Source organism: Streptomyces sp. NPDC018026 (genome assembly GCF_044327745.1).
GTDB classification, from domain to species: Bacteria; Actinomycetota; Actinomycetes; order Streptomycetales; family Streptomycetaceae; genus Streptomyces; species Streptomyces rubrogriseus.
Map to the genome: position 1 here is coordinate 167,244 of NZ_JBIRFY010000014.1, position 25,964 is coordinate 193,207.

24 protein-coding genes and 1 pseudogene are annotated in these 25,964 nt (G+C 67.9%); 11 read left to right on the top strand and 14 right to left on the bottom strand.

The features are described from left to right. The first annotated feature begins 186 nt into the window (after nucleotides 1–186). Together ACH4D3_RS33125 and ACH4D3_RS33130 are read left to right on the top strand one after the other, a co-directional pair. The gene (locus ACH4D3_RS33125; RefSeq protein WP_398329895.1) at nucleotides 187–966 is read left to right on the top strand and encodes a TetR/AcrR family transcriptional regulator; all 780 of its coding nucleotides are present in this window, start codon (nucleotides 187–189) and stop codon (nucleotides 964–966) included. A 181-nt stretch (nucleotides 967–1,147) separates the two neighbouring features. Beyond that, nucleotides 1,148–2,179, top strand: coding sequence for a zinc-binding dehydrogenase (locus ACH4D3_RS33130; protein WP_398329898.1), 1,032 nt, complete (start codon nucleotides 1,148–1,150; stop codon nucleotides 2,177–2,179). A gap of 100 nt (nucleotides 2,180–2,279) precedes the next feature. Here ACH4D3_RS33130 and ACH4D3_RS33135 read toward each other — a convergent pair whose 3' ends face one another. Further along, entirely contained in the window at nucleotides 2,280–2,828 is a 549-nt protein-coding gene (locus tag ACH4D3_RS33135; protein ID WP_398329901.1) for an ATP-binding protein, read from the bottom strand. A gap of 474 nt (nucleotides 2,829–3,302) precedes the next feature. Between ACH4D3_RS33135 and ACH4D3_RS33140 the strand changes: the two genes are divergently transcribed. Further along, on the top strand, nucleotides 3,303–4,304 hold the full coding sequence (locus tag ACH4D3_RS33140; RefSeq protein ID WP_398329904.1) for a helix-turn-helix domain-containing protein: 1,002 nt from the start codon (nucleotides 3,303–3,305) through the stop codon (nucleotides 4,302–4,304). A 306-nt stretch (nucleotides 4,305–4,610) separates the two neighbouring features. Here the strand turns inward: ACH4D3_RS33140 and ACH4D3_RS33145 are convergent. Both ACH4D3_RS33145 and ACH4D3_RS33150 read right to left on the bottom strand, forming a co-directional pair. Then, nucleotides 4,611–6,034, bottom strand: a pseudogene (locus ACH4D3_RS33145) (NF041680 family putative transposase). Between the two features lie 135 nt (nucleotides 6,035–6,169). Next, complete coding sequence (locus ACH4D3_RS33150) at nucleotides 6,170–6,799, bottom strand: TetR/AcrR family transcriptional regulator (RefSeq protein WP_398329907.1); 630 nt, start codon at nucleotides 6,797–6,799, stop codon at nucleotides 6,170–6,172. 85 nt (nucleotides 6,800–6,884) lie between these two features. Here ACH4D3_RS33150 and ACH4D3_RS33155 point away from each other — a divergent pair, with 85 nt between their 5' ends. Beyond that, the gene (locus tag ACH4D3_RS33155) at nucleotides 6,885–7,514 is read left to right on the top strand and encodes a hemerythrin domain-containing protein (RefSeq protein ID WP_398329910.1); all 630 of its coding nucleotides are present in this window, start codon (nucleotides 6,885–6,887) and stop codon (nucleotides 7,512–7,514) included. After that, nucleotides 7,511–8,503 (top strand): hypothetical protein, encoded by a 993-nt coding sequence (locus tag ACH4D3_RS33160; RefSeq protein WP_398329913.1) that lies wholly within the window; start codon nucleotides 7,511–7,513, stop codon nucleotides 8,501–8,503. Before ACH4D3_RS33155 ends, ACH4D3_RS33160 begins: the two co-directional genes overlap by 4 nt. Here the strand turns inward: ACH4D3_RS33160 and ACH4D3_RS33165 are convergent. The 5 genes from ACH4D3_RS33165 to ACH4D3_RS33185 all read right to left on the bottom strand — a co-directional run bounded on the left by ACH4D3_RS33165 (nucleotide 8,498) and on the right by ACH4D3_RS33185 (nucleotide 14,079). Next, the gene (locus ACH4D3_RS33165) at nucleotides 8,498–10,081 is read right to left on the bottom strand and encodes an AMP-binding protein (RefSeq protein WP_398329916.1); all 1,584 of its coding nucleotides are present in this window, start codon (nucleotides 10,079–10,081) and stop codon (nucleotides 8,498–8,500) included. The genes ACH4D3_RS33160 and ACH4D3_RS33165 overlap by 6 nt on opposite strands. Nucleotides 10,082–10,276: 195 nt before the next feature. Further along, complete coding sequence (locus tag ACH4D3_RS33170; protein WP_398329918.1) at nucleotides 10,277–10,891, bottom strand: TetR/AcrR family transcriptional regulator; 615 nt, start codon at nucleotides 10,889–10,891, stop codon at nucleotides 10,277–10,279. Further along, nucleotides 10,891–11,742, bottom strand: coding sequence for an oxidoreductase (locus ACH4D3_RS33175; RefSeq protein ID WP_398329920.1), 852 nt, complete (start codon nucleotides 11,740–11,742; stop codon nucleotides 10,891–10,893). The genes ACH4D3_RS33170 and ACH4D3_RS33175 overlap by 1 nt, the downstream gene beginning before the upstream one ends. 193 nt (nucleotides 11,743–11,935) lie before the next feature. Further along, nucleotides 11,936–12,316, bottom strand: a complete 381-nt coding sequence (locus ACH4D3_RS33180; protein WP_398329921.1) for a winged helix-turn-helix transcriptional regulator — start codon at nucleotides 12,314–12,316, stop codon at nucleotides 11,936–11,938. Between the two features lie 173 nt (nucleotides 12,317–12,489). Further along, on the bottom strand, nucleotides 12,490–14,079 hold the full coding sequence (locus tag ACH4D3_RS33185; RefSeq protein ID WP_398329924.1) for an aldehyde dehydrogenase family protein: 1,590 nt from the start codon (nucleotides 14,077–14,079) through the stop codon (nucleotides 12,490–12,492). A gap of 92 nt (nucleotides 14,080–14,171) precedes the next feature. On the opposite strand from ACH4D3_RS33185, the gene ACH4D3_RS33190 reads away from it, so the two are divergent. Continuing rightward, nucleotides 14,172–15,080, top strand: a complete 909-nt coding sequence (locus ACH4D3_RS33190) for a helix-turn-helix domain-containing protein (protein WP_398329927.1) — start codon at nucleotides 14,172–14,174, stop codon at nucleotides 15,078–15,080. Between the two features lie 93 nt (nucleotides 15,081–15,173). Here the strand turns inward: ACH4D3_RS33190 and ACH4D3_RS33195 are convergent, their stop codons facing one another. Both ACH4D3_RS33195 and ACH4D3_RS33200 read right to left on the bottom strand, forming a co-directional pair. Beyond that, the gene (locus tag ACH4D3_RS33195) at nucleotides 15,174–15,722 is read right to left on the bottom strand and encodes a hypothetical protein (protein WP_398329930.1); all 549 of its coding nucleotides are present in this window, start codon (nucleotides 15,720–15,722) and stop codon (nucleotides 15,174–15,176) included. A gap of 124 nt (nucleotides 15,723–15,846) precedes the next feature. Next, on the bottom strand, nucleotides 15,847–16,464 hold the full coding sequence (locus ACH4D3_RS33200; protein WP_398329933.1) for a TetR/AcrR family transcriptional regulator: 618 nt from the start codon (nucleotides 16,462–16,464) through the stop codon (nucleotides 15,847–15,849). A gap of 178 nt (nucleotides 16,465–16,642) precedes the next feature. Between ACH4D3_RS33200 and ACH4D3_RS33205 the strand changes: the two genes are divergently transcribed. Then, a complete protein-coding gene (locus ACH4D3_RS33205; RefSeq protein ID WP_398329936.1) occupies nucleotides 16,643–17,362 on the top strand; it encodes an alpha/beta fold hydrolase in 720 nt (239 codons plus the stop codon). 430 nt (nucleotides 17,363–17,792) lie between these two features. On the opposite strand, the gene ACH4D3_RS33210 is transcribed toward ACH4D3_RS33205, so the two are convergent. After that, the gene (locus ACH4D3_RS33210; RefSeq protein WP_134655997.1) at nucleotides 17,793–18,509 is read right to left on the bottom strand and encodes an IclR family transcriptional regulator; all 717 of its coding nucleotides are present in this window, start codon (nucleotides 18,507–18,509) and stop codon (nucleotides 17,793–17,795) included. Nucleotides 18,510–18,700: 191 nt separating this feature from the next. Between ACH4D3_RS33210 and mhpD the strand changes: the two genes are divergently transcribed. The 4 genes from mhpD to secY all read left to right on the top strand — a co-directional run bounded on the left by mhpD (nucleotide 18,701) and on the right by secY (nucleotide 22,997). After that, nucleotides 18,701–19,501, top strand: a complete 801-nt coding sequence (gene mhpD, locus ACH4D3_RS33215) for a 2-keto-4-pentenoate hydratase (protein ID WP_398329939.1) — start codon at nucleotides 18,701–18,703, stop codon at nucleotides 19,499–19,501. After that, the gene (locus ACH4D3_RS33220; protein WP_398329942.1) at nucleotides 19,498–20,445 is read left to right on the top strand and encodes an acetaldehyde dehydrogenase (acetylating); all 948 of its coding nucleotides are present in this window, start codon (nucleotides 19,498–19,500) and stop codon (nucleotides 20,443–20,445) included. The genes mhpD and ACH4D3_RS33220 overlap by 4 nt, the downstream gene beginning before the upstream one ends. Before the next feature lie 41 nt (nucleotides 20,446–20,486). Next, the gene (dmpG, locus tag ACH4D3_RS33225; RefSeq protein WP_398330078.1) at nucleotides 20,487–21,464 is read left to right on the top strand and encodes a 4-hydroxy-2-oxovalerate aldolase; all 978 of its coding nucleotides are present in this window, start codon (nucleotides 20,487–20,489) and stop codon (nucleotides 21,462–21,464) included. Nucleotides 21,465–21,683: 219 nt separating this feature from the next. After that, a complete protein-coding gene (gene secY / locus ACH4D3_RS33230) occupies nucleotides 21,684–22,997 on the top strand; it encodes a preprotein translocase subunit SecY (protein ID WP_398329945.1) in 1,314 nt (437 codons plus the stop codon). A 171-nt stretch (nucleotides 22,998–23,168) separates the two neighbouring features. Here the strand turns inward: secY and ACH4D3_RS33235 are convergent, their stop codons facing one another. The 3 genes from ACH4D3_RS33235 to ACH4D3_RS33245 form a co-directional block, all read right to left on the bottom strand. Continuing rightward, nucleotides 23,169–23,969 carry an alpha/beta fold hydrolase gene (locus ACH4D3_RS33235; RefSeq protein WP_398330081.1) on the bottom strand — a complete coding sequence of 267 codons (801 nt, stop codon included), beginning with the start codon at nucleotides 23,967–23,969 and terminating at the stop codon, nucleotides 23,169–23,171. Nucleotides 23,970–24,088: 119 nt separating this feature from the next. Beyond that, complete coding sequence (locus ACH4D3_RS33240) at nucleotides 24,089–25,177, bottom strand: RNA polymerase sigma factor (RefSeq protein WP_398329948.1); 1,089 nt, start codon at nucleotides 25,175–25,177, stop codon at nucleotides 24,089–24,091. Next, nucleotides 25,129–25,869, bottom strand: a complete 741-nt coding sequence (locus ACH4D3_RS33245; protein WP_381609095.1) for an SDR family NAD(P)-dependent oxidoreductase — start codon at nucleotides 25,867–25,869, stop codon at nucleotides 25,129–25,131. Before ACH4D3_RS33245 ends, ACH4D3_RS33240 begins: the two co-directional genes overlap by 49 nt. Between the last annotated feature and the right edge of the window lie 95 nt (nucleotides 25,870–25,964).

The window sequence follows — 25,964 nt, forward strand, 5'->3', positions numbered from 1 at the left end:
GGGCCGTGCGACGTCTCCGCCGGCAGACCTCCCGCCCGCCTGCAACCACCACCGCGACCGCACCGCACTGCACTTGCGAGACACCCTGCGCTCTGAACCTCCCCAGGTTGGGGGCGAATGGCCTCGCTTGCTCAGACTACTCTCGTGCGCGGAATCCATCGTCCGCATAGCCCGGAGTGAGAAGAAGTGCCTGCTCAGACTTCTCAAGAGCCTATAGATCCTGCCCCTGAAGCGCCCCTTGGAGCGGCTGGCGGCGCACCTGCGACGGATCTGCGTGCCGACGCCCGCCGCAACCGCGCGCGCGTCCTGAAAGCCGCGCGCGAGGTCTTCGCCAGCCAGGGCGTCGACGCGCCATTGAGCGAGGTCGCCCGTCGGGCCGGTGTCGGTGTGGCCACCCTCTACCGCCGGTTCCCGACTCGCTCCGATCTTGTCGCCGCCGCCTTCGACGACCATCTCACCACGTGTGCGACGGCTCTTGACGCGGCATTGGCCGACCCCGACCCCGCGCACGGACTCTTCGGCTTTCTGGAGACGGTGTCTCTGACGTTGGTCACCGAACACGGCTTCGACATGGGTTTCATGATTGGCTTCCCCGAGGCGTTGGACTACAACGGGGAGCCAACCCGCGCCGCGGAAGGCCTGTCCAGCCTGGTCCAGCGCGCCCGCGAGGCCGGACAACTCCGCGATGATTTCGACCCCGCCGACATCGGTCTCCTCTTCCTGGCCGTCAGCGGACTGTCCCACCAGCCTCCCGAAACCGCGCTGCCCGCCGCCCGGCGCCTCGTCACCTACCTCCTGCAATCCTTCCAGGGCCACACCCTCAGCCCACTTCCCCCCACCGCACCGATGGACCTGGCCGGTCGGCGCCGACCGGTGTCAGAGCGGTCCGTTGGCGCGCGCTCACGCAGCCTGGCACACCGGCAATCCTCGGCAGGGTCCTCCGGTCGGCCCGCACAGGACAGGTGACCAAGGACTGGCCCCGCGAGCTGTACATCGATTCGCCGCGCCTTCGTTTCGCTGAGCGGAGGAATCGGGCATCCCCAACTGTCCACTCCGAGCACTCCCTGTCCAGACGGTGTACGGTACTGGAGTAAACAGATCGGTATACTCCACGAAGAGGTAACTCGCGGTGGTCGTGCCCCAGAACATGCGCTCAATGAGAATTGTCGGGCACGGAGGACTCGATGTCCTCCAGCCGGCAAACGTGGCCGTTCCGGCACCACGGCCAGGTGAAGTACTGGTCCAGGTCAGCGCGGTGGCACTCAACAACACGGACCTGTGGACCCGACAAGGCGCGTACGGCCGGCCGGAGGACATGAACGCCCTGTCGGGATGGCGCGGCCCCATCGGCTTCCCCCGCATCCAGGGCGCCGACGTAGCAGGCCGGGTCGTCGCCGCCGGCACCGACAGCGGCCGGAACCTCGTCGGACGCAGAGTGGTCGTGGACCCGGCGATATACGACTCCGACCGGCCCGACGCAAATCCGGTGGGCCTGATGGGGAGCGAGCGTGACGGCGGGTACGCCGAGTATGTGACGGCCCCCGAAGAGCGTGTGCACGACATGACGGATTCCCCGCTCACCGACGACCAACTCGCGTCGTTGCCGACCGCCTACGGCACGGCACTGGGCATGATCGAGCGGGGTCGGCTGCGGGCCGGAGAGACGGCCCTGATCTCAGGAGCCTCCGGAGGTGTCGGCCTCGCCCTGGTCCAGCTCGCCCGAGCACGTGGTGCGAGGGTGCTCGCCATCAGCAGCGGCTCGAAGGTCGAGCCGGTGCGCGACGCAGGTGCACACGAAGTCGTCGACCGCGCACAGGACATCGCCGGGCAAGTGCGGACCGCCGCGCCCGAGGGGATCGATGTCGCCCTCGACGTCGTGGCCGGGGACCTGGTGCGTGAGGGCCTTCCCCTCCTGCGCGAAGGGGGCCGCTGGGTGATCGCCGGGGCACTTGGCGGACACCAGGTTGCCTTCGACGTACGCCGCCTCTACCTGCACAACGCACAGGTGATCGGCTCCACGATGCACACACCCACGCACTTCGACCTCCTCATGAACATGGCCCGGCGCGCCGAGATCCAGCCCGTCGTCGCCGCGACGTTTCCACTCGGCGAGGCGGCCCGGGCCCAGGCGGAACTCGCCCGCAGGAATCATGTGGGAAAGATCGTCCTGCATCCCTGAGAGCCGGGACCGTGCCACACGGGGGTAGGCCGACAACACTCGCTGAGTGTGCTGAGGCCGCAGCCAGGTCCTCGCAGTCGGGGCAGTCGGGCATCTCATCTCACGCTGCACGGTCGGACATCGCCGGCTGAATGGCCATGCCGGCCACGGCCCGCCATCCGCCGGGCGTCTTGTCGATGGACAGGTCCTGCGCGATGGCAGCAACGATGGCCAGACCGCGACCATGTTCGTCGGGATCACTGGAGCTGCCGGACTCCGTGGCTGGGCCGTGATCCGTAACCGTGATCTCGAGAGCTGATCCACTCAGCGTGACACCAAGGGTCATCTCGTCGTGCCCGTGCTCGACCGCGTTGGTGAGGAGCTCGCTGACGACCAGCTCGGCCGCCTGCGTCTCGTCGGTGCCGAGCAACCAACCGGAAAGGATCACCGACACGCGTTTCCTGAGCTGCCCGACCGACTCGGGCTGGGCCGGTGCACGCAAAGTGATACGTCGCACGCTTCGCGCCGGGAACGCGGAGTGGAGACATCCTCGGCCCGAACCGGGCGCCGCCACAGGCATGGCGCCAAACCTCGCCAAGGTAGACATGGCGGCTACCTCCGTTCGTCTTTCGTATGCTCGCGGATCAGATGATTTCGACAGGAATGACATTAGAAGCGGACAAGTGGAGGGTCAAACGTTTGATATAAAACTCCGAACACTTGGACGCACCCCGGCGACGACCGGCACGGCCGCACCCCGACCGGACGCCTCCACGACTTCATTGACCCTGTGGGCAACGTCTGCGAAGGTAGTAGATAGAACGTTCATTACAGACGTCTGTGAACGAAGACATCACAGTCCTGGAGAGGGAGGACGCGTCATGAGACTGCGTGCCTTGTGGCGTACCGTCGTGACCACCGGCGCCTTTCTCCTGCTCGGAGTCACGACGGCCCCTGGCAGGGCGTGGGGGTCGGGAAGCGATCATCGTTTCCGTGATCGGGCTCCCTCCCTCTACGCGGCACGCGGACGGACTCCCCCGGCCGGCCCGTGAGCCGCCCCTCAGGTGCTCGACACACAGGCCGGTGAGGCGTGTCCGCAAGAGGGGCCGGGAGCCGTGCCGGACGCGAGCTCAGTCGCGGAGGCTTGGAGCAACGCGACAACCTGAACGGAAGACTCGCGACAACGATGAACGACACTCTCTCGGTGGACCTGAGCGGCGCGAACGCCTTCGGCGATTTCGCCCGCGAGTGGCAGGACCGGATGGGCGAGCCGTTTGCGCTGGCGCCCTTCAGCCGGCCGTCCGTCGACGGGTTCGGGGCACGATCCCAGGGGTTTCGACTGCGGGACGTGATGTTCAACCGCTTCGAGAACACGGCCTCCCTCCAAACGGCCGGCCCACGCGTCGGGGCCGACGACCACGTACGCCTGTGGATCGTCCACCGGGGCACCTGGCGGTTCGGAGAAACGGACGGGAGAACCGAGCACACGACTCCGGCCGGCCGTCTCCTGGTCCAGACTGGGGAGTTGTCGCATTTCGCCGCGACACCACACACCAGCGTCCAGGTACTCGTGCTGCCCGCTGCCGAGATCCGGAGCGGGCGGGGGCAGACGGCCTCCGGTCCGATCGACACCGCCGAGGTGCGGCTGCTGACCGCACACGCCACCATGGTGGGTCGGGTGCTGGACGGCCTCGGACCGGTCGGGGTCAACGCCGCTCGCGACACTCTGGCCGAACTGGCTCGGGCAGCGGTCCAAGGCGGCCTCGACGACGTGGAACCCCGGCTGTCGCCGGCGCTGGCCCAAGCCGCGAGGGACTTGGCCGACCGCCGACTCACCGATCCCGCGCTCTCTCCCACGACTGTCGCGCGAAAACTGAACGTCTCCGTACGTACCCTGCAACGGGCCTTCGCCAACGAAGGGCAGTCACTGAGCGCATACATCCGGGAACGCCGCCTCGATGAGGCGCGCCGCGCGCTCGTCACACCGTACCGGCGCATGTCCATCACTGAGATCGCCGCTCACTGGCAGTTCGCCGACAGCGGTCACTTCGCCCGCGCCTTCCGAAGCCGCTACGACCAGACTCCGACCGACTACGCCGCAACCACCGTTTCTGGGGACTGCAGAGCGTCCGACTCCTTCTCGTAGTCTGTGGCAACGAGGGTGGAGAGTCCCCGCTGACGTAGCACACGGCGGGCTGGCCTCGAAGGCCGACGACTGGGTCGGCGGCACGGGCACAGCGGCGCACGTCGTCCCGGCCGCGGGTGCGGTCACCATCCTGCTGACTCAGGTGGCAGCGACGGGTCCCGTCCCCGCACCGGTGATCAGGGAGTTCTGACGGTACGCGGCGGACACCTGGCCCACGTGTCTCACCCCGGCAGCGTCACGGTGGACCCAGCCGACCGAGCCCCTGGCCGCAGGACGGACTCGTGCCAAAAACCCTCAGCTTATTTTCTAACCGGTTCGTCGGGGTTTGATGCCGACCTTGTGGTGGGCCGGTCGCTGGTATCCCTCGCCGCTGACGAGGACTCGTCCCACGTCGTGGCGGGTTGCGGGACGCCGGTTCTTCGAGCCCGTCGGGCGTCCGGGGCCGGGTGCGGTGGGTTTCGGTGCACCGGCCGGAGAGCCCGTCGCTGTGCGGAGGTTCCGGAACCCGCGCCGGACCCGGGCGGGGGTGAGCTTGTGCGGCGGCGCCGGCTTCTCCCACGGCCGCCGAAGGTCGGTCGCGAGCGGCCGGGCGAGGCGGAGTTGGGTGTAGGCGGCGATGACCAGCCAGGTCAGCGGTCGGCGGCGGCCGAGTCACGAAGGCGGGGCCGGGTCCAGCCGAGGGTCTGCTTGAGCATCCGGAAGGTGTGCTCAATGTCGAACCTTCGCAGGAGCGCCTGCCAGCACCGGTCGACGTCGGCCGAGGTGGCACCGGTCCTTGACCACCACAACTAGACCGGCTTGTTCGATGAGGGGCAGTGGGCCGTCGTGGTCGAGCCACGCGGCCCGCTGGGTCAGCCGCGGGTGCAGCCGGTCCCACGCCTGAGCGGTGGCCTTGCCGTAGAGGCGGGTGCCGGTGACCGTGACAGCCTGTTCCTCGCCCCAGGTAGCGGGGTCGCCGAAAACGAACTCCCCGCCGTGCTTGGGCGGCCGTCCGCCCTTCGGATTGGCCAGGAGGAACTCCTCCCGCGAGGGCGCCGGGCGAGGCATCACCCGGTCCGACCGGGTCCGGCCCAGAACCTCGACGGGCAGGCCGGACAGCAGATAGGCGATGCGCGGGGCGTCGTAGCCGGCGTCCAGCACGATCAGGATCTCCGGATCACCGGAGGCCCACTGGCCTGCGGCGGCGAGCCGTTCGACCACCTCACGGACCTGGTCGGCGGTGACAACGGCCAGGTCCGCGCCGGGAGCCAGGCGGACCGCGTCCGGCAACGCGGACCAAGAGGTGCGTCCGCTCTCCAGGGCGACTACGACCGAGTACGGCCAGCCGGGCATCATCTGGTGCTTGGCGTTGCCTCGGCTGTAGGTGTGACAGAACGAGCGGTCCGGCACGGTCCCGGCGTCCGGCCGCAACCACGGTGAGACATCGATGGCCAACACCAGCCGACCGTCCGCGGCCCGGGGCAGCGGCACCCCGGCCAGGACCCGCCGCAGCCGTGCGACATCCACCCGCCGCGGTTGAGACCCGCGTAGAGAGAGCCGTGACCCCGACGGTGCTCGGGCGCCAACGCGAGATCCACAAGCGACCGCACCGGTCCGTCGGTGCAGAGCACGGCGTCTGCCAGCTCGAACAGTGCGTCCGCGCGGGCGGTCAGGCAGTCGTAGAAGTCGGTCCGGAACCGGGACAACACGGTCAGGGACTCGACGCGGACAGCGTCGTGCAGCAGACTCACCCTCGCGGCCTTGGCATGATCAACAGTGTCTCGATAACGCACATGATCACACCAAGGCCGCACTGCTGTCGCACCAGCCCTCGCAGGACAATGGGTACTCAACTCGCCTGCCTGGCACTGTCGTTAAAAACAAGCTCAGTCGCGACACCTCAGCGACAACGCACGGGTGGCAGCCCGGGTGGTCCATGTCTGGGCCCGGTCGAACGACCACGAGCGCTGCCCCACGAGCGTGGTCCAGGCATGCGGGCCAAAGTGGAACCAGAGGACATCCAGGGCCTCCGCCTCGTCCACCTCGTCCGGGAGAGAGCCCAGCGCGCCGAGCCGTGCGGCCACGTGGGTCAGCGCCTGTACGAAATCGTCAGCTCCCCTGTCGAGGACGGTCTTGACCGCCAGCTCTCCAGGGGGGTCGCGGTAGAAGAGGCCGTACACCAGGTCCCAGTGGCGTTCGTGGGCAAGCCGGGTCCCCCTGGCCGTCAGCTCGATCACCTCGTACGGATCTTCGCTGGTCGCGACCGCTGCGAGATGTTCGGCGATGGCCGGTTCCGTAAGAGCCGGCTCCAACAGGGCGAGCAGGATGGCCGACTTGCTCCCCGCGCTGCTGTACACAGTGGGGACGGCCACGTTCGCCGCCTGGGCGATTTCACCGATGGTGACTCCGGCGTAGCCGCGCTCCAAGAAGAGCGCACACGCGCTGTTCAAGATGACGTCCCGAGTCTGAGCAGCCAGATCGGAACGGCGGGGCGAATGGTACTTCCTGCTGGTCACCAGGTCATCATACGCCCGTCGGACGAGGCATCAATATTGACAATAGGTGCCTCTAATGAAAATGTCTTGCTTCATGGAACGAGAAATGCGCCAGGACCCCACGGCCGTTGTAGAAACCCGACTTGCCCATGAGACGCATCGCCTGGCCATCGCTTTACTGGTCGAGGCGGCCGAGCGCCCCGCAGTGCCCGGCGCGGCGCTCGCCCGGCTGCGTGACTTCGTCGTCGCCAATCTGCGTCACCACCACGAGACCGAGGACGAGCTGCTCTGGCCGCTGATCGCCGCAGCGGCGCCGGCCGCAGCCCAGGAACTCGCGGCACTGAGCGGGGAGCACGTACGTCTGGACGCCGCGCTCGATCGCCTGGCGGCCGTTGCCATCGAGGACGGCCGCCCTGCCCGTGTCGCGCTGCGTGAAGCGGCCGCCGCGGTACAAGAGGCCGTACAGACGCACCTGCTCCATGAGGAACCGGTACTCTTCCCCGTCCTGCGCGAACACATCGCCCCCTCTGAGTGGGACGACTTCGCGCACAAGGTCATCGCCAGCACCCCGCCCGTCGCGGGGCACCTGATGATCGGCTTCCTGGACGAGGCCGGTTCCCCCGCCGAGGTCGAGGTGATGCTGAAGGGCATGCCCGAACCGGTTCGAGCTCTCCTGCCCGAGCTGCGCCGGCAGGCGGCCTCCGATCTCCGCGTGCTGCGTGGGAACACCGCATGACCACCGTCCCGGTCGAATGGCCGGACGTGGCGGAGAGCGTGATCAGAGGCGACCTCACCGTCGCGGTCGCCTACGGAACTCCCGCGGGCGGCGCCGTCGTCACCAGTGTCTCCCCGGTCGGGCTCGCGGACCGCGAGGCGGGTCGGGTCGGCTTCACCACCTCGCTCGGCTTCCCGAAGAAGCTCGACCGCATCCTGCGCGACCCACGGGTCTCACTGGGCTACCACACCCGCGAGCACGGCTTCGCCGAAACCAACGCCTACGTGCTGGCCCAGGGCACCGCCTCGGTGGACCTGAGCCCGGCACCGGAGCGGCTGGCCGAACTCATGGCGGCTGCCGAACCCTTCCTCGGCGCCACCCCGAAAGGGCGTCTGTGGGACTGGCTCCTGCGCGAATACCACCGGGAACGCGTCTTCGTAGATGTGCAGGTCGACCGCATCGCGGTCTGGCCCGACCTGATGGCCCGGGGACCTCTCTCGACGACGGGCCCGGCCTGGCCGTCCCCACCACTCGAACAGGAGCCACCGAAGAACGGCACGACGCCACGCGTCCCGGTCGACGCCCTGGCGCGCCAGATGGAGCCCCTTCCGCACCGAGTCCTCGCGTACCAGGGCTCCGACGGCTACCCCGTCGTCGTCCCGGTGGCCGTCACCGGACACGACTCGGCGGGGCTGCGCCTCGAAGCGGCGCCCGGGGTTCTGCCCCCGGGCGGCCGACGGGCCGGATTCCTGGCCCACGCATTCAACCAGCAGTGTGTCGGTCTGAGCATGCGCACCCTCACCGGCTGGCTGTCCGTCACGGAGAAGGGGGCCCGCTACGCGCCGCACACGTCCCACGGCCTGACGGCACCGGCCAACAAGACGCTGATCGCGACGACCAATGGACTCCTGGCCAAGTACGGCCTGCGGCAGGCCCGTCGTAACGGCACCCTCGCGCGCCTGCGCGAACTCGTCGGGGAGGCGACACTGTCACCGACGTCAAGATCATGACGCCGGGCGGCCTCTGGGATGGGCGGTCGTGCGCTCCGCCACGAACTCCTCGCGCAATCGATGCTTCTGGATCTTCCCGGATCCAGTCAAGGGGAATTCGGTGACGAACCGCCATATTCGAGGCGCCTTATGCGGTGCGAGACGCTGACGCACATGGGCGAACAACTGCCGCTCACCGGCGACCTTTCCGTCGGCCAGGCGGATGAACGCACCGACCTGTTCGCCCCACACGGAATCCGGGATTCCCACCACGGCGACTTCGGCTACCGCTGGATGGTCGACCAAAACCTGCTCGATCTCGCGCGGATAGATGTTCTCGCCACCACGGATGATCATTTCCTTGACTCGGCCGTCGATACGGAGGTATCCGCGATCGTCCATACTCGCGAGGTCTCCGGTATGCAGCCACCCATCCGTATCGATCGCTTCGGCGGTCTGCTCGGGCAGGCCGAAGTACCCGGTCATGACGTGATAGCCGCGGGTGCACAGTTCGCCAGTTTCACCGCGCTCGCACAGGTCGCCGGTGCGCGGATCGACAATCTTCACCGCGCAGCCGGGCAGTGGCCGCCCGATCGTGCTCGCCCGGTCTTCCGGCGTGTCCTCCAATGCGGTCATGGTGATTCCGGGTGACGCCTCGGTCTGTGCGTAGATGTTGGCCATCGGCACACCGAGTGCTGCTTCGGTACGGCGGACCAGAGAGGGCGGGATGGTCGCGCCGCCGGACAGTGCGTAGCGCACGGAGGACAGGTCGGTGCGGTCGAACCGAGGGTGATCGAGCATGGCATGGAGCATGGTGGGCACCCCACCGAAGACCGCGCTTCGTTCGGATTCGATCAACTCCAGCATCAACGCCGGGTCGAACCAGGGCGGCATGACATAGGTGCCGCGCGACGCGAACGTGGCCAGCAGGGTCAGGACGCAACCGGCCGTGTGGAACAGGGGCATCGGACTGACGAAGGACTCACCGGGACGCATGTCGAAGATGCGGACGTACGACAGCTGTGCATTGTTGGTAATACCACGATGGTGAAGCAGCGCGCCCTTCGGCGTTCCCGTCGTACCCGACGTGTACTGGATCTGCGCCGGATCGCCGGGACTGACCGTGGGCAGTCTCTCGGTCGGCGATCCAGAGGCACGGAATGACGCCCATTCGTCGAGCAGTACCGCTTCCCTCAACAGCGGAAGATCGGCACGCAGACCGGAGAGCGTCTTCTCCATCGAGTTGCCGCGATATTCGCGCACCAGGAAGACCCCGGCCGCCTCCGACTGTCCGAGGACATGCAGCAACTCGTTCCTACGCAGCGTGGGGTTCACCGTGACCAGGGTCAGTCCCGCGAGTGCGGCGGCAATCTCCAGCATGATCCATTCTGGGATGTTGTTGGCCCACACCGCGACACGTTCGCCCGGCCGGAACCTCCCCAGCAGGGCCCGAGCGGCCTGCTCAGACTCCTCGAAGAGTTCTGCGTAGGTCCAGCGTCGCCGGGCCGACGGGTCGGGAACGCCTTCGACGAGCGCTGTCGCGGATGCCGCCCGCTCTACCGCCTCGCTCAGGAGTGATCCCACTGTCTGCTCACGCACTGATTCTGACCCCACTGCATCCCAAAAGGCTGATTCAGCCAACGCGCAACCTTTCACCCAGGGACAGAACGACCATTCTTCCTCACCAGCATGCCCAAGAGCCTTTTCCGTGTCAATACTGAACGTTCTCCCCCTTGTGTCGGCGGACAGTCGGCAAGGGCCCGCCGCGTCTCCTCCGCGTCCGTGGCAGATACCTCAGGTGACCAGGCCGGCGCTGGTCAGCCAGATGTGCTCGCATGTCGCCGACGCGTCTTGGAGCCTCTCGCGGGATTCCTGTGAAGCGTGGTAGAAGGTCCGCTCGATCATCCAGCACAAGGCGCGTGCCATCGATGAGGCTTGGTCCGGTGCGGTGCCGGCCTGGACGCCGGCGCGTTCGAGGACGACGGTGATGGCCGCGATGAACAGGTCGGCCGTGTGGTTCCACAGCTCGCCGATCTCCGGCACGGTCAACGACAGGTCGATCGCCGTGCGCATGACCAGGCCGTGCTCATTCCACAGTTCGACCGTGCGCTGCATGGCCGCCGTGATGGCCGGGCGGGGCTCGTCCGTCTGCGCGGTGACCCGGGACCGTTCCCACAGGTGCTCGACGGTCCGGGCCACGAGCGCCGTGACCACTTCCTGCTTGGAGCCGAAGTAGAAGTACAGGGCGCCGCGTGTGATGCCGGCGCCCTGGGCGATGTCGCCAACGGTCATGGCGTCGTAGCCCGGTTGGGCTAGCAGGGCCTCGCAGGTGTCGAGGATGGCCCGCTCCCGGACATCCCCCTTGCGCTCGGTGGTGCGTCGGCTTCGCGCGGGCTGGTGGCCGGGCATCAGAGCTGAGCGCCCTCGGCGAAGTCGGTCGTACGGGAGAGGGCCTCCCATGCGCGGATGTCCTCGTCCACGGCCGCGCGGGCGGCGGTGATCAGCCGCAGCGCGTCCGAGCCCAGCACGAGGTGGGCCGGCGGCCGCTCGACCGAGGTGATGTGCACGACCGCTTCCCCGGCCTTGGCCGGATTGCCCAACTGGTTCCCGCTGGCCTTCTGCCGCGCCTCGCGGACGGGGACGAACAACTCGTCGTAGTCGTCGACGGTCCGCGCGACGCGTGTCATGGACCGTCCGGCCCAGTCGGTGCGGAACGAGCCGGGCTCGATCGCCGTCACATGGATTCCGAACTGTGCGACTTCCTTGCCCAGCGTCTCCAGGATGCCCTCCAGGGCGAACTTACTGCCGTGGTAGGCGGACAGGCCGGGGACGGTCATGAGCCCGCCCATGGAGGTGACGGCCATCAGGTGTCCGCGGCGGCGGCGCCGCATGTGGGGCAGCGCCGCCCGCAGGGTGGCCACTGCCCCGAACACATTGACCTCGAACTGCCGCCGCACCTCGGCCAGCGGGGTTTCCTCGAAGGTGCCCTCCAGGCCGTAGCCGGCGTTGGCGATGACGACGTCCAAGGGGCCGACGCTCTGCTCCACCTCCGCGACCGTACCGGGGACGGCGTCGTCGTCCGTCACGTCCAGCACGCGACCGTGAGCCCTACCGGGCCTGAGTTCCTCGAAGGCCCGCAGGTCCTCCTCGGAGCGGACGGTGCCGACGACGGTATGACCTGCGGCCAGGGCGGCCTCGGCGAAGGCACGTCCGAGACCCGTGCTGACGCCAGTGATGAGCCAGTTCTGGTGCTTTTGCACTGTTCCTCCAAAGAGGGCTTGCAAGGAGTCGGACCACTCCCCCCCCCCAGAAAAAGTCTACACGGCGTCGATTTCTACCGTCACTGCGTTGATTCCGGTAGTGATCGCGACCGCTGCGTCCTACGCATCAGGACTCACCGCGGGCGTCGAGCGAGAGGGACTCCGGACAGCACGCGGTTGCGCCGACGAGTACTCAGGTGCCGCGGACGACCGGGACGGAGTGTGCGTCGAGCGCATCGAGCACCGCGTCACCGTTCGTCCTGGCCCACTCCGTCAGCACCTGGATCGGATCGATCAGAGTCGCCCCGAGCGGGGTCAGCTCGTATTCGACACGAGGCGGCATCTCGGCATGGGCGTGGCGGCGGACAAGGCCGTGCGCTTCGAGCCTCCGGAGCGTCTGGGTGAGCATCTTGCGGGAGACCCCGCCGATCATCTCGACCAGTTCGCCATGGCGCGCCGGCCCCTTGCTCAGGCCGTAGAGCACTACCACCGTCCATTTGTCGGCAATCAGCTCGACCGCCAGTCGCGCCGGACAGTCGGCGAGAAAAGGGTCACCGGGACGGAAAGCGCTCATGGCGTCCCATGGTAGATGCGCCAGAGGTACCTGCGGGTTCCCATCAGGCACTCACCAACGTCGACGAGCCCGAGCCCCGCACTCTGCCGGAGCGACGGCGATGCCGGGGAATCTCCCCCTGCCGTCGGTCCGGCGCGGAAGAACCACCCACGGAGCTCAGGCGCGGCGGGCGGTCACACGATCACGGACACCGTTTTGACCTCGGTGTCGGCCAGAATGCCCTCGTAGCCGAGTTCCCTGCCGAGACCGGACGACTTCACGCCGCCCCAGGGCATCTGCGGCCCACCGGGAGCCCAGCCATTGACGCCTACCGCGCCCGCCTGCAGCTTGGCTGCGACCTCGTGCGCCCGACTCACGTCGCCGGTCCACACCGTGGCTGCCAGGCCGTAGTCGCTGTTGTTGGCCTGCGCGACGGCCTCGGCATCGTCGTCGAACGGAACGACGATCCCGACCGGACCGAAGATCTCTTCGCGGGCGATCGCCATGTCGTTGGTACCGGTGAACAGGGTCGGCTCGACGAAGTGCCCCGTCCCCTCGGGGGACCCGCCTCCCGCGACGAGGGTCGCGCCTTCGGCGCTGCCCTTCGCCGCGTAGCCGAGTACGCGTTCCTTCTGCGCGGAGTTCACAAGCGGTCCCATTGTGGTGGTCTCCTCGAAGGGAGAGCCAAGCACCTGAGCACTGGCGGCCGCTCGCAGACCGTCGAGAACGGTGTCGAGGACGGAGCGGTGCACGAAGACGCGCGTGCCGGCCGCACACACCTGGCCGGAGTTCAGGAACAGGCCGGCGGCCGTGCCCATGACGGCCGCCTCGATGTCGGCGTCACCGAAGATGATCTGAGGGCTCTTACCACCCAGTTCCAAGGTGGTGCGCTTGAGATTGCCCGCCGAGTTGCGCAGGATCCACCGCCCGACCTCGACGGAGCCGGTGAACGACACCTTATGCACCCCGGGGTGCTTCGCCAGCGCCTCGCCGGCCACCGAACCCCGCCCCGGCAGCACCTGGACGACACCGGCGGGGAATTGGGCCTCCTCAATCAGCTTGCCCAAGTGGAGAATCGAGAGCGAGGCGTCCTCCGCCGGCTTCACGATGACGGTGTTTCCCGAAGCGAGTGCGGGTGCCAGTTTCCAGCCGAGGACCATGAGCGGAGAGTTCCACGGCACGATCGCGGCGATGACTCCGACCGGCTCACGGATGGTGTACGACAGGACGGACTGCCCTATGTATCCGTTGTTGGGCAGGGTATGTCCGTTGATCTTGTCGGCCCAGCCGGCGTAGTAGCGGAGCGTCGCGATCAGGTCCGGGACGAAGAACCCCTGCGTGACGCTGAGGAGGGCACCCATGTCCAGCGACTCCAGCGTCCCCAGGATCTGGGCGTCGCGTTCCACGAGGTCCGCGAGCTTGTTCAGGAGCACTCCCCTCATGCTGGGCGCCGTGGCGGCCCACTCACCGTGCAGGGCGGTGGTCGCCGCACGCACCGCCTGATCTACGTCGGCCTCACCGGCTGCCGCGATGTCCGTGATGGCCTCGGCTGTGGCCGGGTTGTACGTGGTAAGAGTTCCGGCACTTGAGCCCATCCAGTGCCCGCCCAGGAACAGGTCGGTGGTGAGCTGCGGAATGTTGGTCATGACGGGCTGTTCCTTCGGTCTGGCCGACATCGGTGCCGAGACACCGACATGACAGGTGTGAGCGTGCCGAAGCCGCGTCGCGCCTGCCACCTGGCCGATGACCTGGGTGTCCGCTGCCCGCTCCGGCCCGGCGCCCACGGAACAACGGATCTCCGCGGCGTGCCAGGGCGGGCTGTTCCGGGTTCCGGCAGAACCCCTTCCAGCACGCTCACGCGTCGTACGGTGTGGTGATGAGCAGCAGAAACGACGAGGTTCGCGAGTTTCTGTCCACTCGACGCGCCAAAATCACTCCGCAAGCGGCCGGCCTGCCGGCCTACGGAGGCAAACGACGCGTCAAGGGGCTACGCCGGGAGGAGGTGGCGTTGCTGGCGGGGATTTCCGCGGATTACTACACCCGATTGGAGAAGGGACGACTCACCGGGGTCTCGGACGGCGTCCTGGGCGCCATCGCCGGGGCGTTGCGGCTCGACGAAGCCGAGCGGACCTATCTCTTCGACCTGGCCCGCACCGCCAACGCGGGAGTCGTCCGGAACCGTCGGCCGGCGGCTGCCAAGATCCGCCCGGAGGTGCAACGCGTCCTCGACTCGATGATCACGGCCGCGGCGTGCGTGTGCAACGGCCGCCTCGACATCATCGGCACCAATCTCCTGGCTCGTGCTCTGTACTCACCGGCATTCGACAGTCCGGCTCGTTCCACGCCGCTCGCGCCACCGAATATCGCGCGATTCAACTTCCTCGACCCCAACAGCCCTGCCTTCTATCCGGACTTCAACGAGGCGGAGAACACCGCGGTCCAGTTGTTGCGTGCTCAAGCCGGTCGCACGCCCTATGACAAGCAGCTCACCGACCTGATCGGCGAGCTGACCACGCGAAGCGAGAGCTTCGCCCATCGCTGGGCCTCACACGATGTACGCGTCTACCGCACTGGGCTCAAGCGGTTCAGCCACCCGGTCGTCGGTGAGATCGCGGTTTCCTACGAAGCCATGGAACTTCTGGCCGATGAGGGGCTCACCATGATGACCTACACAGCGGAGCCCGGCACGGCCGATGATGAGCGACTCCGACTCCTGGCCACGTGGGCTACGACCGAGCGTGCCGATCTGGGGGGAGAGAAGCCGATCCGGCACCACCGGGCGTAGAGCCCCGCCTCCCAGAACCGGGCAGGCGCCACCCGCCTGCCGACCAGAGCCCGGCCGCAAGGTCGAATCAGCGAAGCGATGTCCGGCAATCTCTCATTCTGGGCGTATACGCGTCAACGTTACGTCATGGTGCGCGAGATGGGTAAGGAGCAGTTGCGCCATGACGGTGGTGGCGTCGTCGGCCTTGAGAAGCCGGTCGGACTCTGGTCCCTCCGAAGGGAAGGCGTAGTGTCCAGGCCGGACAATGGTCCGGCTGAAGAAATCGCAGAAGACGTCGAAGAACGCTTCGTCGGAGCGAGCGGGAGCGTCCTGCCCCAGGGCCCTCAGTCCGGATTCGACAATGGTGTTGATGTAGCGACGTCGAGCGTTCCGCTGATGGCGATCCTCCGTGAAACTATTCTCCTCCGAGGCTTCCACCACTCGAAGCGTCCCGCTGTCGCCGCCGGGACTCTCACCGGGTGGTTGCACTTCACGAACCTTGACCAGGGCCTCTTCCATCGAATCCGCGTGGATGAACCTCACATGCCTGACTCCCCTGTCGGGACTCTCCAACTCGACGCGAAAGCGCGGCGAATCGTTCTCCCGGCCATCCGCTGAAATCGGAGGCCGGTTCGCGCCATCGCCCTGTGGTGTCCTGGTCATTCCCTCTCCTCGGACGGCTTGTCAAGAGCGTTGCGAATCAACGACACAGCGACTATACACAGTATGTATACATGAGCGTAGGGGCCGCCGCCGACCGTCTCGGGACCGGCTTCCGACGCAAGGCCTACGCGGGAGGTGCCTCCTGCGTGCGCGTCGGACCGGTGGCCGGTTCGTATCCCCCGGTGGCCATGCGCCCGAGGACGCGTAGGAAGCCGTCGGTGTCAACAGGAGTGTCTGTCGCGACGAGAGCCGCGTAGCCGATGAGGGACGCGAGAGCGACCTGCGCGACAGCGCTGCTGTCTTCCGGCTCCGGTCCGCACTCCCTCCCCGGCACGCGCCGGGCGTCCAGCACGGAGGTGAGGTGCCGTTGAAGCGCATCGTGGCGTTCGCGGGCCACGGCGGCCAGGTGGGGCGTAACGGCCGCGTCTCCCCAGATCAGAGAGACGAGGCGGGCATGCCCCGCGCCCTCCGGCGGGGTCACATAGCCGATGAGCCGGCCGAGGAGCTCCGCTGCGCTCTCCGAGGGGAAGCCGCCCACTTCCTGCTGACCGTCGCGTCCGGCGACGACAGCCAGCACCAGGTGCTCCTTGCTGGGGAAGTACCGGTACACCGCCCCGGTGGACAAACCGGTGGCGCGGACGATGTCGGCCATCGAGGTCCCGGCGAAACCGCGCTCGGTGAAGGCCTCGGTGGCCGCTTGGATGATCTGCCGTCGACGTGCATCGAGGTGGGCCTGCGTCACTTTGGGCATGCTCGCGCCCGCCCGGGTCCGTGCGGGCCGCCGTACCGCGCGTCTCGATGACCGGTCGGCCCGCGACGGGGCCCGGGGGCAGGAGATCGACTCATGAGGCCCAGGATACTGAGTTCCTGTATAAAAGAACGATCCCTCGTTTTTTTATTGACCAGAGAGAAGAAGACACATGGGCACCGCACCTGAGACGACGTTCGTGCTGGTACCGGGAGCGTGGCTGGGGGCATGGAGCTGGCATCCGGTGGCGCGCGTGCTGCGGGAGCACGGCCATCGTGCGCTGACCGTCACGGTCCCCGGACTTTCCTACGGCAGCTCTCCGGTCGGCCTGCGGTTGAGGGACGCGGTCGACCATGTCGTCGGCGAGGTGGTGGACCGCGACCTGACGAACGTCGTCCTGGTCGGCCACAGTTGGGGCGGCTACCCGGTCACGGGCGCCGCGCACCGACTGGCCGACCGAGTGCGGCACGTCGTGTACTACAACGCGGTCGTACCCGAGCGCGGTGTCTCGATGGCCGAGGAGAACGAGGCATACGGCGCGCTCATACGCGAGTCCATCGCCGCCGCGTCGGACGGGACCGTCCCGCTGACGCTCGACGCGGTCCGCTACGGCCTGATGCAGGGCGAGCCGGAGGAAATGCACGAACTCGTTTTCGGCCTGACGCTGCCGCAGCCCGGCCGATACATGACCGACGCACTGGAAGTGCCCTCGGTCACCGAGGCCGGCCTCGACGCCTCCTACGTCCTCGGTACCGACGACACGTCACTGGCCCGGCCGGGAACCGAGTTCGCCGCTCGTCTGGGCGTCGAGCCTCACATGGTGCCCGGTGGGCACATGGCCCTGCTGAACCACCCGGAGGACATCGCGACCGCACTGCTCAAACTGCTCTGAGCAGTGCGGGGACGGCCCGGCGCCGGTCAACACCGGGCCGGGTCAGGGCCGACGTGGCCTATTCCGGTCCGTCGGCCGGTGGAAGCTCAGACCGGGCAGCGCGGTGCGGCACTGCCCGGCGCCCTTGCGGAACCATGACCGGCAGCAACGCGCGGTTCCACCCGAAAGCGCGCAAGCCCGCCGAGCGATGTCGACGAGGGACCTGCCGGCAACCGCCGCAACACGCTCCACCGCTCGCGCAGCCGGCGACGGGAAGTGAACCGAATACGGCACCACGCCGAGTGGGTACGGTGACTCGGCCCGTGTGACGGTCACCGCTGCTCCACAGAGCGCCCATCCCCGGGTCTTTTGGCGTGCGTGCCGTCACCAGAGGACCGGGACTGCCATGGCGGGATGCCGCGAAGTGCTCCGCGCCGCTCTCGCGGCACTCTCAGCGCAGGGCCCTGGTGAGGCCCAGCGCCGCGGTGCGCACCGCGGTACCGAGCTGCGCCGGATACCAGCGAGCCACGGGGACGGCCACCGAGATGGCGGCGGCCACCGTTCCGTCGGCGGCGAACACCGGAGCCGCCACGCAGTTCACCCCGGGCACCGCTTCCTGCTCCTCGTAGGCGAGACCGGCGAGACGGGCCTGGTCCAGCATCACGCGCAGGCGGTCCGGATCGGTCACCGATTGAGGGGTGAGGCGGGGCAGCGGGCCCGCCAGCAGTTCCTCGGTCTGCTCACGCGGAGAGAACGCGATCAGCGCTTTGCCCACCCCGGTGCAGCTCAGGGGCAGGGTGCCGCCCACCCTGGACGGCAGGGGCAGCCTCTCATGACCGTGGATGCGTTCCAGGTAGACCACCGACCAGTCCTGCCGGACTCCCAAGTGCACCGTCTCCCGGGTCGCCTCGTACAGGTCCTGGAGGAACGGCAGTGCCACCTCCCGCAGGTCCTGGCGGCGCGGCACCAGGCCTCCGAGATCGAAGAGCAGACCGCCGAGCTGGTACTCCTGCCCCACACGCTCCAGGAGTCCGAGACGCACCAGGTCGGCGGCGAGCCGGTGGACGGTGCTCTTGGCCAGTCCGGTGCCCGCCGCCAGTTCCGTCAGACGCCGCCTTCCGCCCGCCGGGCGGAAGCAGTCCAGCAGACTCACAGCCCTGTCGAGCATGCTGCCCTGCGCTGATTCGTTCCCTGCCACGGATCCAGCCTGCCACGAAGGTCCTGCCCCGAAGCCATGTGTTCCGCGTGATGGAACGTTCCTTGGCCTGCGCCGGGCATCCGTCTATACCTGGCTCATCGCCCGTCGGCCGGCCTCACTCGTCAAGAACCGCCCGGCCTTCCTCTCGGAGGTTGACCGCCATGAACACCCCCGCGATCCGTGAGACTGCCGACCTGCTGGCCGAGGCCGAACGGAGCGGCAAACCGGTCCCCCCGGTACGCGACCGGCTTCCCGCCCACGACGTCAACGCGGCGTACGCGGTGCAGCGGCTGAACGTGGAGCGCAAGCTGGCAGACGGCCGCCGTGTCGTAGGACGCAAGATCGGGCTGACGTCCCCCGCCGTGCAGGCGCAGTTGGGCGTCGACCGGCCCGACTTCGGTGCCCTGCTGTCGGACATGGTCGTGCCGGACGGCGGCACTGTGCCGGGAGGCCGGCTGTTGCAGCCGAAGGTCGAGGCGGAAGTGGCGCTGGTGCTCGGTACCGACCTGGACGTCACGGAACCGAACGTCGCCGACATCATCCGCGCCACCGACTTCGTTCTGCCGGCCCTGGAGATCGTGGACAGCCGGATCGCCGACTGGGACATCACCTTCGCCGACACCGTCGCCGACAACGCCTCCTGTGGGCTGTTCGTCCTCGGTGGCACACCCGTCCCCCTGACCGGTGTCGATCTTCGGCAGGTGGCCATGACGCTGGCGCGGGGCGAGGAGCAGGTCTCCTCGGGCACCGGCGCCGACTGCCTGGGCGGGCCCCTCAACGCCGCGGTGTGGCTGGCCGGTGCGCTGGCCGAGGTGGGCGACTCACTCAAGGCGGGCGACGTGATCCTCACCGGGGCCCTGGGGCCGATGGTCCCGGCCGTTCCCGGCGACCTGTTCGAAGCCCGCATCTCCGGACTCGGTTCCGTCCGCGTCCGCTTCTCCTCCGAAGGAGCTGTCCAGTGACCACCTCAGTCGCCATCATCGGCTCCGGCAACATCGGCACCGACCTCATGATCAAGGTGCTGCGGCTGTCGGAGAACCTGAGGATCGTCGCGATGGCCGGCATCGACCCCGAGTCGGACGGCCTGGCCCGCGCGCGACGCCTCAAGATCGCCACCACACACGAAGGGGTCGAAGGACTCGTCCGGATGCCCGAGTTCGAGGATGTCGAGATCGTCTTCGACGCGACCTCCGCCGGAGCCCACCGGCGTCACGAAGAGGTCCTGCGTCCACTCGGCCGTACCCTGGTCGACCTCACACCGGCGGCCGTCGGCCCGTATGTGATCCCCCCGGTCAACGGCGACGAACACCTCGGTGCGCCCAACGTCAACATGGTCACCTGTGGGGGCCAGGCCACCATTCCGATCGTGGCCGCCGTCAGCTCGGTCACCCCGGTCCACTACGGAGAGATCGTCGCCTCGCTCTCCTCCCGCTCCGCGGGCCCCGGAACCCGCGCCAACATCGACGAGTTCACCGAGACCACTTCTGCCGCCATCGAGAAGGTGGGCGGCGCGGCGCAGGGCAAGGCCATTATCGTCCTGAACCCGGCCGAGCCGCCGCTGATCATGCGTGACACGGTCTACTGCCTGGTCTCCGATTGCGACACCGCCAAGGTCCGTGAGGCCGTTTTCGCGATGGAGCGCGCCGTCCAGGAGTACGTGCCGGGCTACCGGCTCAAGCAGGACGTGCAGTTCGACCGGGTGCCCACCGAAGATCCTCAGCGTCGCCTTCTTCCGTCCGGCGAGCGGGACAGCACCGCCTGGAAGGTCTCCGTCTTCCTGGAGGTGGAGGGGGCCGCGCACTACCTGCCTGCCTACGCGGGCAACCTCGACATCATGACCTCTGCCGCGCTGCGCACCGCCGAGCGCGTCGCGGCCCACCGCAAGCAGGAGGTGCCGGCCAGGTGACCAGCAATCTCTACATCCAGGACGTGACCCTCAGGGACGGCATGCACGCCGTCCGGCACCGCTACTCGGTCGAACAGGCCCGTTCCATCGCCTCCGTACTGGACGCGGCGGGCGTCACAGCGATCGAGGTCGCTCACGGAGACGGGCTGTCCGGTTCCTCCCTCACCTACGGCGTCGGCGCGCACACCGACTGGGACTGGATCGAAGCCGTCGCCGACGCCGCGCGGCAGGCCGTTCCCACCACCCTGCTCCTGCCCGGCATCGGCACGGTGGAGGATCTCAGGCAGGCGCACCGGCTGGGCATCCGCTCGGTACGGATCGCCACCCACTGCACCGAGGCCGACATCGCCGCCCAGCACATCGCGGCCGCTCGGGATCTCGGCATGGACGTCGCCGGCTTCCTGATGATGTCCCACATGGCGGAACCCGCCGAACTCGCCCGCCAGGCCAAGTTGATGGAGTCCTACGGAGCCACCTGTGTGTACGTCACGGACTCCGGCGGGCGTCTGACCATGGACGGGGTCCGCGCCCGCTTCCGGGCCTACCGGGACGTCCTCGATCCCTCGACCGACATGGGCATCCACGCCCACCACAACCTCGCCCTCGGTGTCGCCAACAGTGTGGTGGCCGTGGAAAGCGGCGCCGTCCGTGTCGATGCGTCCCTCGCCGGTCAGGGCGCGGGCGCGGGCAACTGTCCTCTGGAGGCCTTCGTCGCCGTGGCCGACCTCCAGGGCTGGCAGCACGGCTGCGATCTGTTCCCCCTGATGGACGCCGCGGACGACCTCGTCCGGCCTCTCCAGGACCGGGAGGTGCGTGTCGACCGCGAGACACTCACGCTCGGGTACGCGGGCGTGTATTCCAGCTTCCTGCGGCACGCGGAGGTCGCCGCCGAGCGCTACGACCTCGACACCCGTTCGATCCTCGTGGAGGTCGGACGCCGCAAGATGGTGGGCGGCCAGGAAGACATGATCACGGACGTCGCACTGGACCTCGCGCGGTCCTCCGCCGTTCGGCCGTGAGCCGGACGGGTTCTCGCTCGGGGAATCCTTGCGCCGCCCACGCGGACGGCGCAGGGACCCAGTCCGAACCTCGAAGGCAGAACGTTCTTTCTTGACAAAACGGGCCTCGAACACGAACGATGTTGCCTCGAAGCGGCAGCCGTCACCGATGCGCCGTTGTCCTGTCGAGAATCTTTGGTCCTTACGACGGCATCCGCACGTAGGGCCACGGGAGGCATCGTGTTCATGGCGTTCGCTCACGCGTTCAAGACGCCTGACCTGCGTAAAAAGCTGCTCTTCACGCTCGGCATCATCGTGGTGTACCGACTGGGCACCCACATACCGGTTCCAGGCGTCGACTACCGAACGGTCCAGCAGTGCCTCGACCAGACGGCCGACAGCCAGGGGCTGTTCGGGCTGGTGAACCTGTTCAGCGGGGGTGCGCTGCTTCAGATCACGGTCTTCGCGCTCGGCATCCTGCCCTACATCACCGCCAGCATCATCCTGCAGCTGCTGACCGTGGTCATCCCACGCCTAGAGGCTCTCAAGAAGGAGGGCCAGGCCGGAACGGCGAAGATCACCCAGTACACCCGGTACCTGACGGTGGCACTCGCCGTCCTCCAGGCCACCGGATTGGTGGCCACCGCACGCAGTGGCGCGCTCTTCTCCGGTTGCGCAGTCGCCTCGGACATCGTCCCGGACCGGTCGGCCTTCACTACGGTGACCATGGTCATCTGCATGACCGCCGGCACCTGTGTGGTGATGTGGCTCGGCGAGCTGATCACCGACCGCGGTATCGGAAACGGCATGTCGATCCTCATGTTCATCTCGATCGCCTCCACCGTCCCCTCCGCCCTGTGGGCGGTCAAGAAGCAGGGGACCCTGGCCGGCGGCTGGATCGAGTTCGGCGGTGTCATCCTCGTGTCACTGGCGCTGGTGGGCCTCGTGGTCTTCGTGGAGCAGGCCCAGCGCCGCATTCCGGTGCAGTACGCCAAGCGCATGATCGGCCGCCGCTCGTACGGCGGGACCTCGACCTACATTCCCCTGAAGCTCAACCAGGCAGGCGTCATCCCGGTCATCTTCGCCTCGTCACTTCTCTACCTGCCGTCGCTGATCGCACAGTTCTCGAGCGGCAACTCGGCCTGGAAGACCTGGATCGTCCGGAACCTCACCATGGGCGACCACCCGGTCTACATCACCGCGTACTTCGTGCTCATCGTGTTCTTCGCCTTCTTCTACGTCGCGATCACCTTCAACCCCGACGAGGTGTCGGACAACATGAAGCGGTACGGAGGCTTCGTCCCCGGGATCAGGGCCGGACGGCCCACCGCCGACTATCTGCGCTACACGCTCAACCGGATCACCTGGCCTGGCGCGCTGTATCTGGGACTGATCGCCCTGGTCCCCACCGTCGCGCTGGCCGCGATCGGGGCCGGTCAGAACTTCCCGTTCGGCGGGACAAGCATCCTGATCATCGTCGGCGTGGGTTTGGAGACCGTACGGCAGATCGAGGGTCAGCTCCAGCAACGCAGTTATGAGGGCTTCCTGCGCTGACGACGCGGGGCGCGGAATGTGTGGCACGGCCCACCCGCGGTCGACGGCGGTGAGGAGGGGTTCGTATGTCACGTTCTGATCCGGGCGCCGCGACCGCCGTCCAGGCACGACCGGAGTCCCGAGCCGCCGGGCCCGCGCAGGGCCGCGGCCCGGCGGCTAGGTACCGGCGGCTCAGGTACCGGCGACTACGTCCGCGTCCAGATCCGGAGCGACGGACGTCGCGGCAGCCGTGAACTCGGCAGGCTGCTCGATGTGTCCGAAGTGTCCGCTGTGCTCAAGCTCGACGAGATGCGCGTGCGGAATGGAAGCATGCAGTATCCCCGCCCACCGCGGCCCGGCGATGAAGTCGTGGGTGCCGGCGATGATAACCGTGGGTGCGGTGATCTCACCCAGTCGGTCACGCAGGTCGAAGAGCTCCGGCACCTGCGGAACCAGCCAAGCGCGAAGGCCCGTGACCAGGTCGGCGTATTCCGACCTCCGGCCGGGAAAGTCGGCGAAGTACGCCGGAAGGGCGTCGCGCAGTGCGGCCGTCATCGCCGCGTCGTCAGCCGCGGCCATCAGCCGTTCGAACGCGGAGGGGATCTCCGGGTCGACGGAACCGTAGGCAGTGACGCCTGCCATGGCCGACTCCCAGAATCCCGGGTCGGCCACCGCCGTCGTGTCGTACAGGATCAGACCTGCCACTCGGCCGGGGTACTCAAGGGCGTAGCGCTGCACCACGAATCCACCGTGCGAATGGCCGAGCAGCTGGACCCGTGGTGAGTCGAGGTCGTCGACGACGGCGGCGAGAAAGGCGACGTAGGTGGCGAGGTCGTAGGACTCCAGACGGCCTGAGTCACCCGTGCCGACCGGCTCCAGGTAGACCATCGTGCGGTGCTGCTCGAGCAGCGGCATCCGCAGATACGACCACGCGGTGCCGGGGCCGCCCGAGTGCGCCACGCAGACAGGCCCTTGGCCTGCGACGTGGTACACCTGCCGGATGCCGCCGACGGTGATCTCATGGGTGCTCAGGGGGTTTGCGGACTTCAACTTGTTCTCCGATCAGGATGATGCTGCCCTGACCAGATGCACGAGCACCCACCCGAGTTCGATCAGGTTCCGACTTTTCTCTGTTCAGGGACCGGATGGAAGAGAGTGACCGTGCGAACCCGTCCGCTGTCCAGCGACTGCAGCCACACCGCGTTCGGTGGGCAGTGGTCGGGGTCCGAGGCAGGGTTGACGAGTTCGAGTTCCCAGATGAGCACGTCGTCTCCCGCGACCACGTCGACCAGCCCGGGCCGGACTCCTGACTCCAGGTCGCCGTCCATCGCCCGCACGGCCAGGTCCACCCCACCGCTCACCGACGACGCCGGCACGACGAGCTGGGCGTCCGGCCACCACAGTTCGCTCACCACATGCCGGAAGTCGCCGCGCGCCGTGGCCCGCACGGCATCGGCGGCCTCCCGTTGTCGCGCACCGATCCGGTCCGACACGTCCGCGTACGCCGCGTCCGCCGTGGCACGCAGCGTGGCCGCGAGCGCACGGTGGGCGTGGTGCAGGCGGCTGCGCACCGTCCCGACCGGGATGCCGCACACGGTGGCGATGTCCGCGTAGGAGCGCACACTGCTGAAATGCCGCAGCATCGTGATCAGACGATCCTTCTCGGAGAGGGTCGCCATGGCGTGCCACACCCAGTCCCGTGAAACCGTCCGCTCGAGCAACTCGTCCGCGCCGAAGGCTTCATCGGCCGGCAGAAACCATTCGGGGTCCGCGACCGGGACGGGCCGCTTCGCACGCACCCGCATACGGCAGTTGTTCCGGACGACCGACCGCAGCCAGCCGCCGACCGCTGCGGGATCGCGTACCTCGCCGATCGACACGATCGCGGTCACGATTGCGTCCTGTACGGCGTCCTCGGCATCCGGACCGTGCCCCAGGATGCTCAGCGCCACCGCACGCATACCGGCTTCATGGCGCCGGACCAGCATCCCGAGCGCCTCAACATCACCACGCCGGGCGCAGCCGACCAACGTACTGTCGTCCATCATCGCATCGTAATCGGGCCACCCCTGAACGCAGTTCGCCGCCGGCGACCCGCGTCTGCGACGGACACCCCAGCGACGAGGCCCGCTCGGCTCGTCTACGCGCTTGCTCAGAGGCTCTGTCCGCCGGACAGGTCGATGACCGCGCCGGTCGCCCACTGGAAGGAGTCGGAAAGGACCGCGGGGACAGCGGCGGTGATGTCGTCGGGCATGGCGATGCGGCCCTGGGCAATCGTGTGGGCCGACAGCTGCTGTACCTCCGGCGAGTGCATGATGCCTCCCCCGAAGTCGGTCAGAACCGCCCCGCCCATCAGCGTGTTGACGCGAATGGAACGCTCGGCCAACTCGACGGCCTGATAGCGGGTCAGGACCTCGATCGCGCCCTTGGTGGCAGCATAGGCGGACATGCCCGGTACAACACCGCGGGTCAGGGCAGTCGACACGTTCAGCACACGGCCCCCCTCATTGATCAGCGGCAGCAGCGCCTGGGTGAGGAAGAACGGTGCCTTGAGGTTGATCTGAACCAGTTCGTCGAACTGCTCCGGCGTGGTCGTCGCATACGGGGCGTAGGTGCCGATGCCGGCGTTGTTGACGAGGTAGTCGAAGGTCTCTGCGCCGAAGCTCTCCTGCAGGGTGTTCCTGACGGTGGTGGCGAACTCCGCGAACGTGTCGATCCGGGTGACGTCGAGCTGACGGAAGACCAGGTCCGGACCGGCGGCCTCGGAGGCTGCGCGCTTGCTGGTGAGATAGGTGCCCAGAACGGCGACACCCGACTGCGTCAAGTGCTGCGCGATACCCCTACCCAATCCGCGTCCAGCACCAGTGACCAGGGCAATTTTCCGGTCCGTCATGGGATTCCTTTCGTAAATCAGGCGGATTCCAGCATGGAGGGGAGTATCCGCCCGGGATGGATGGTGTCCGTGCGGTGAACCGGCGCCACGAACCG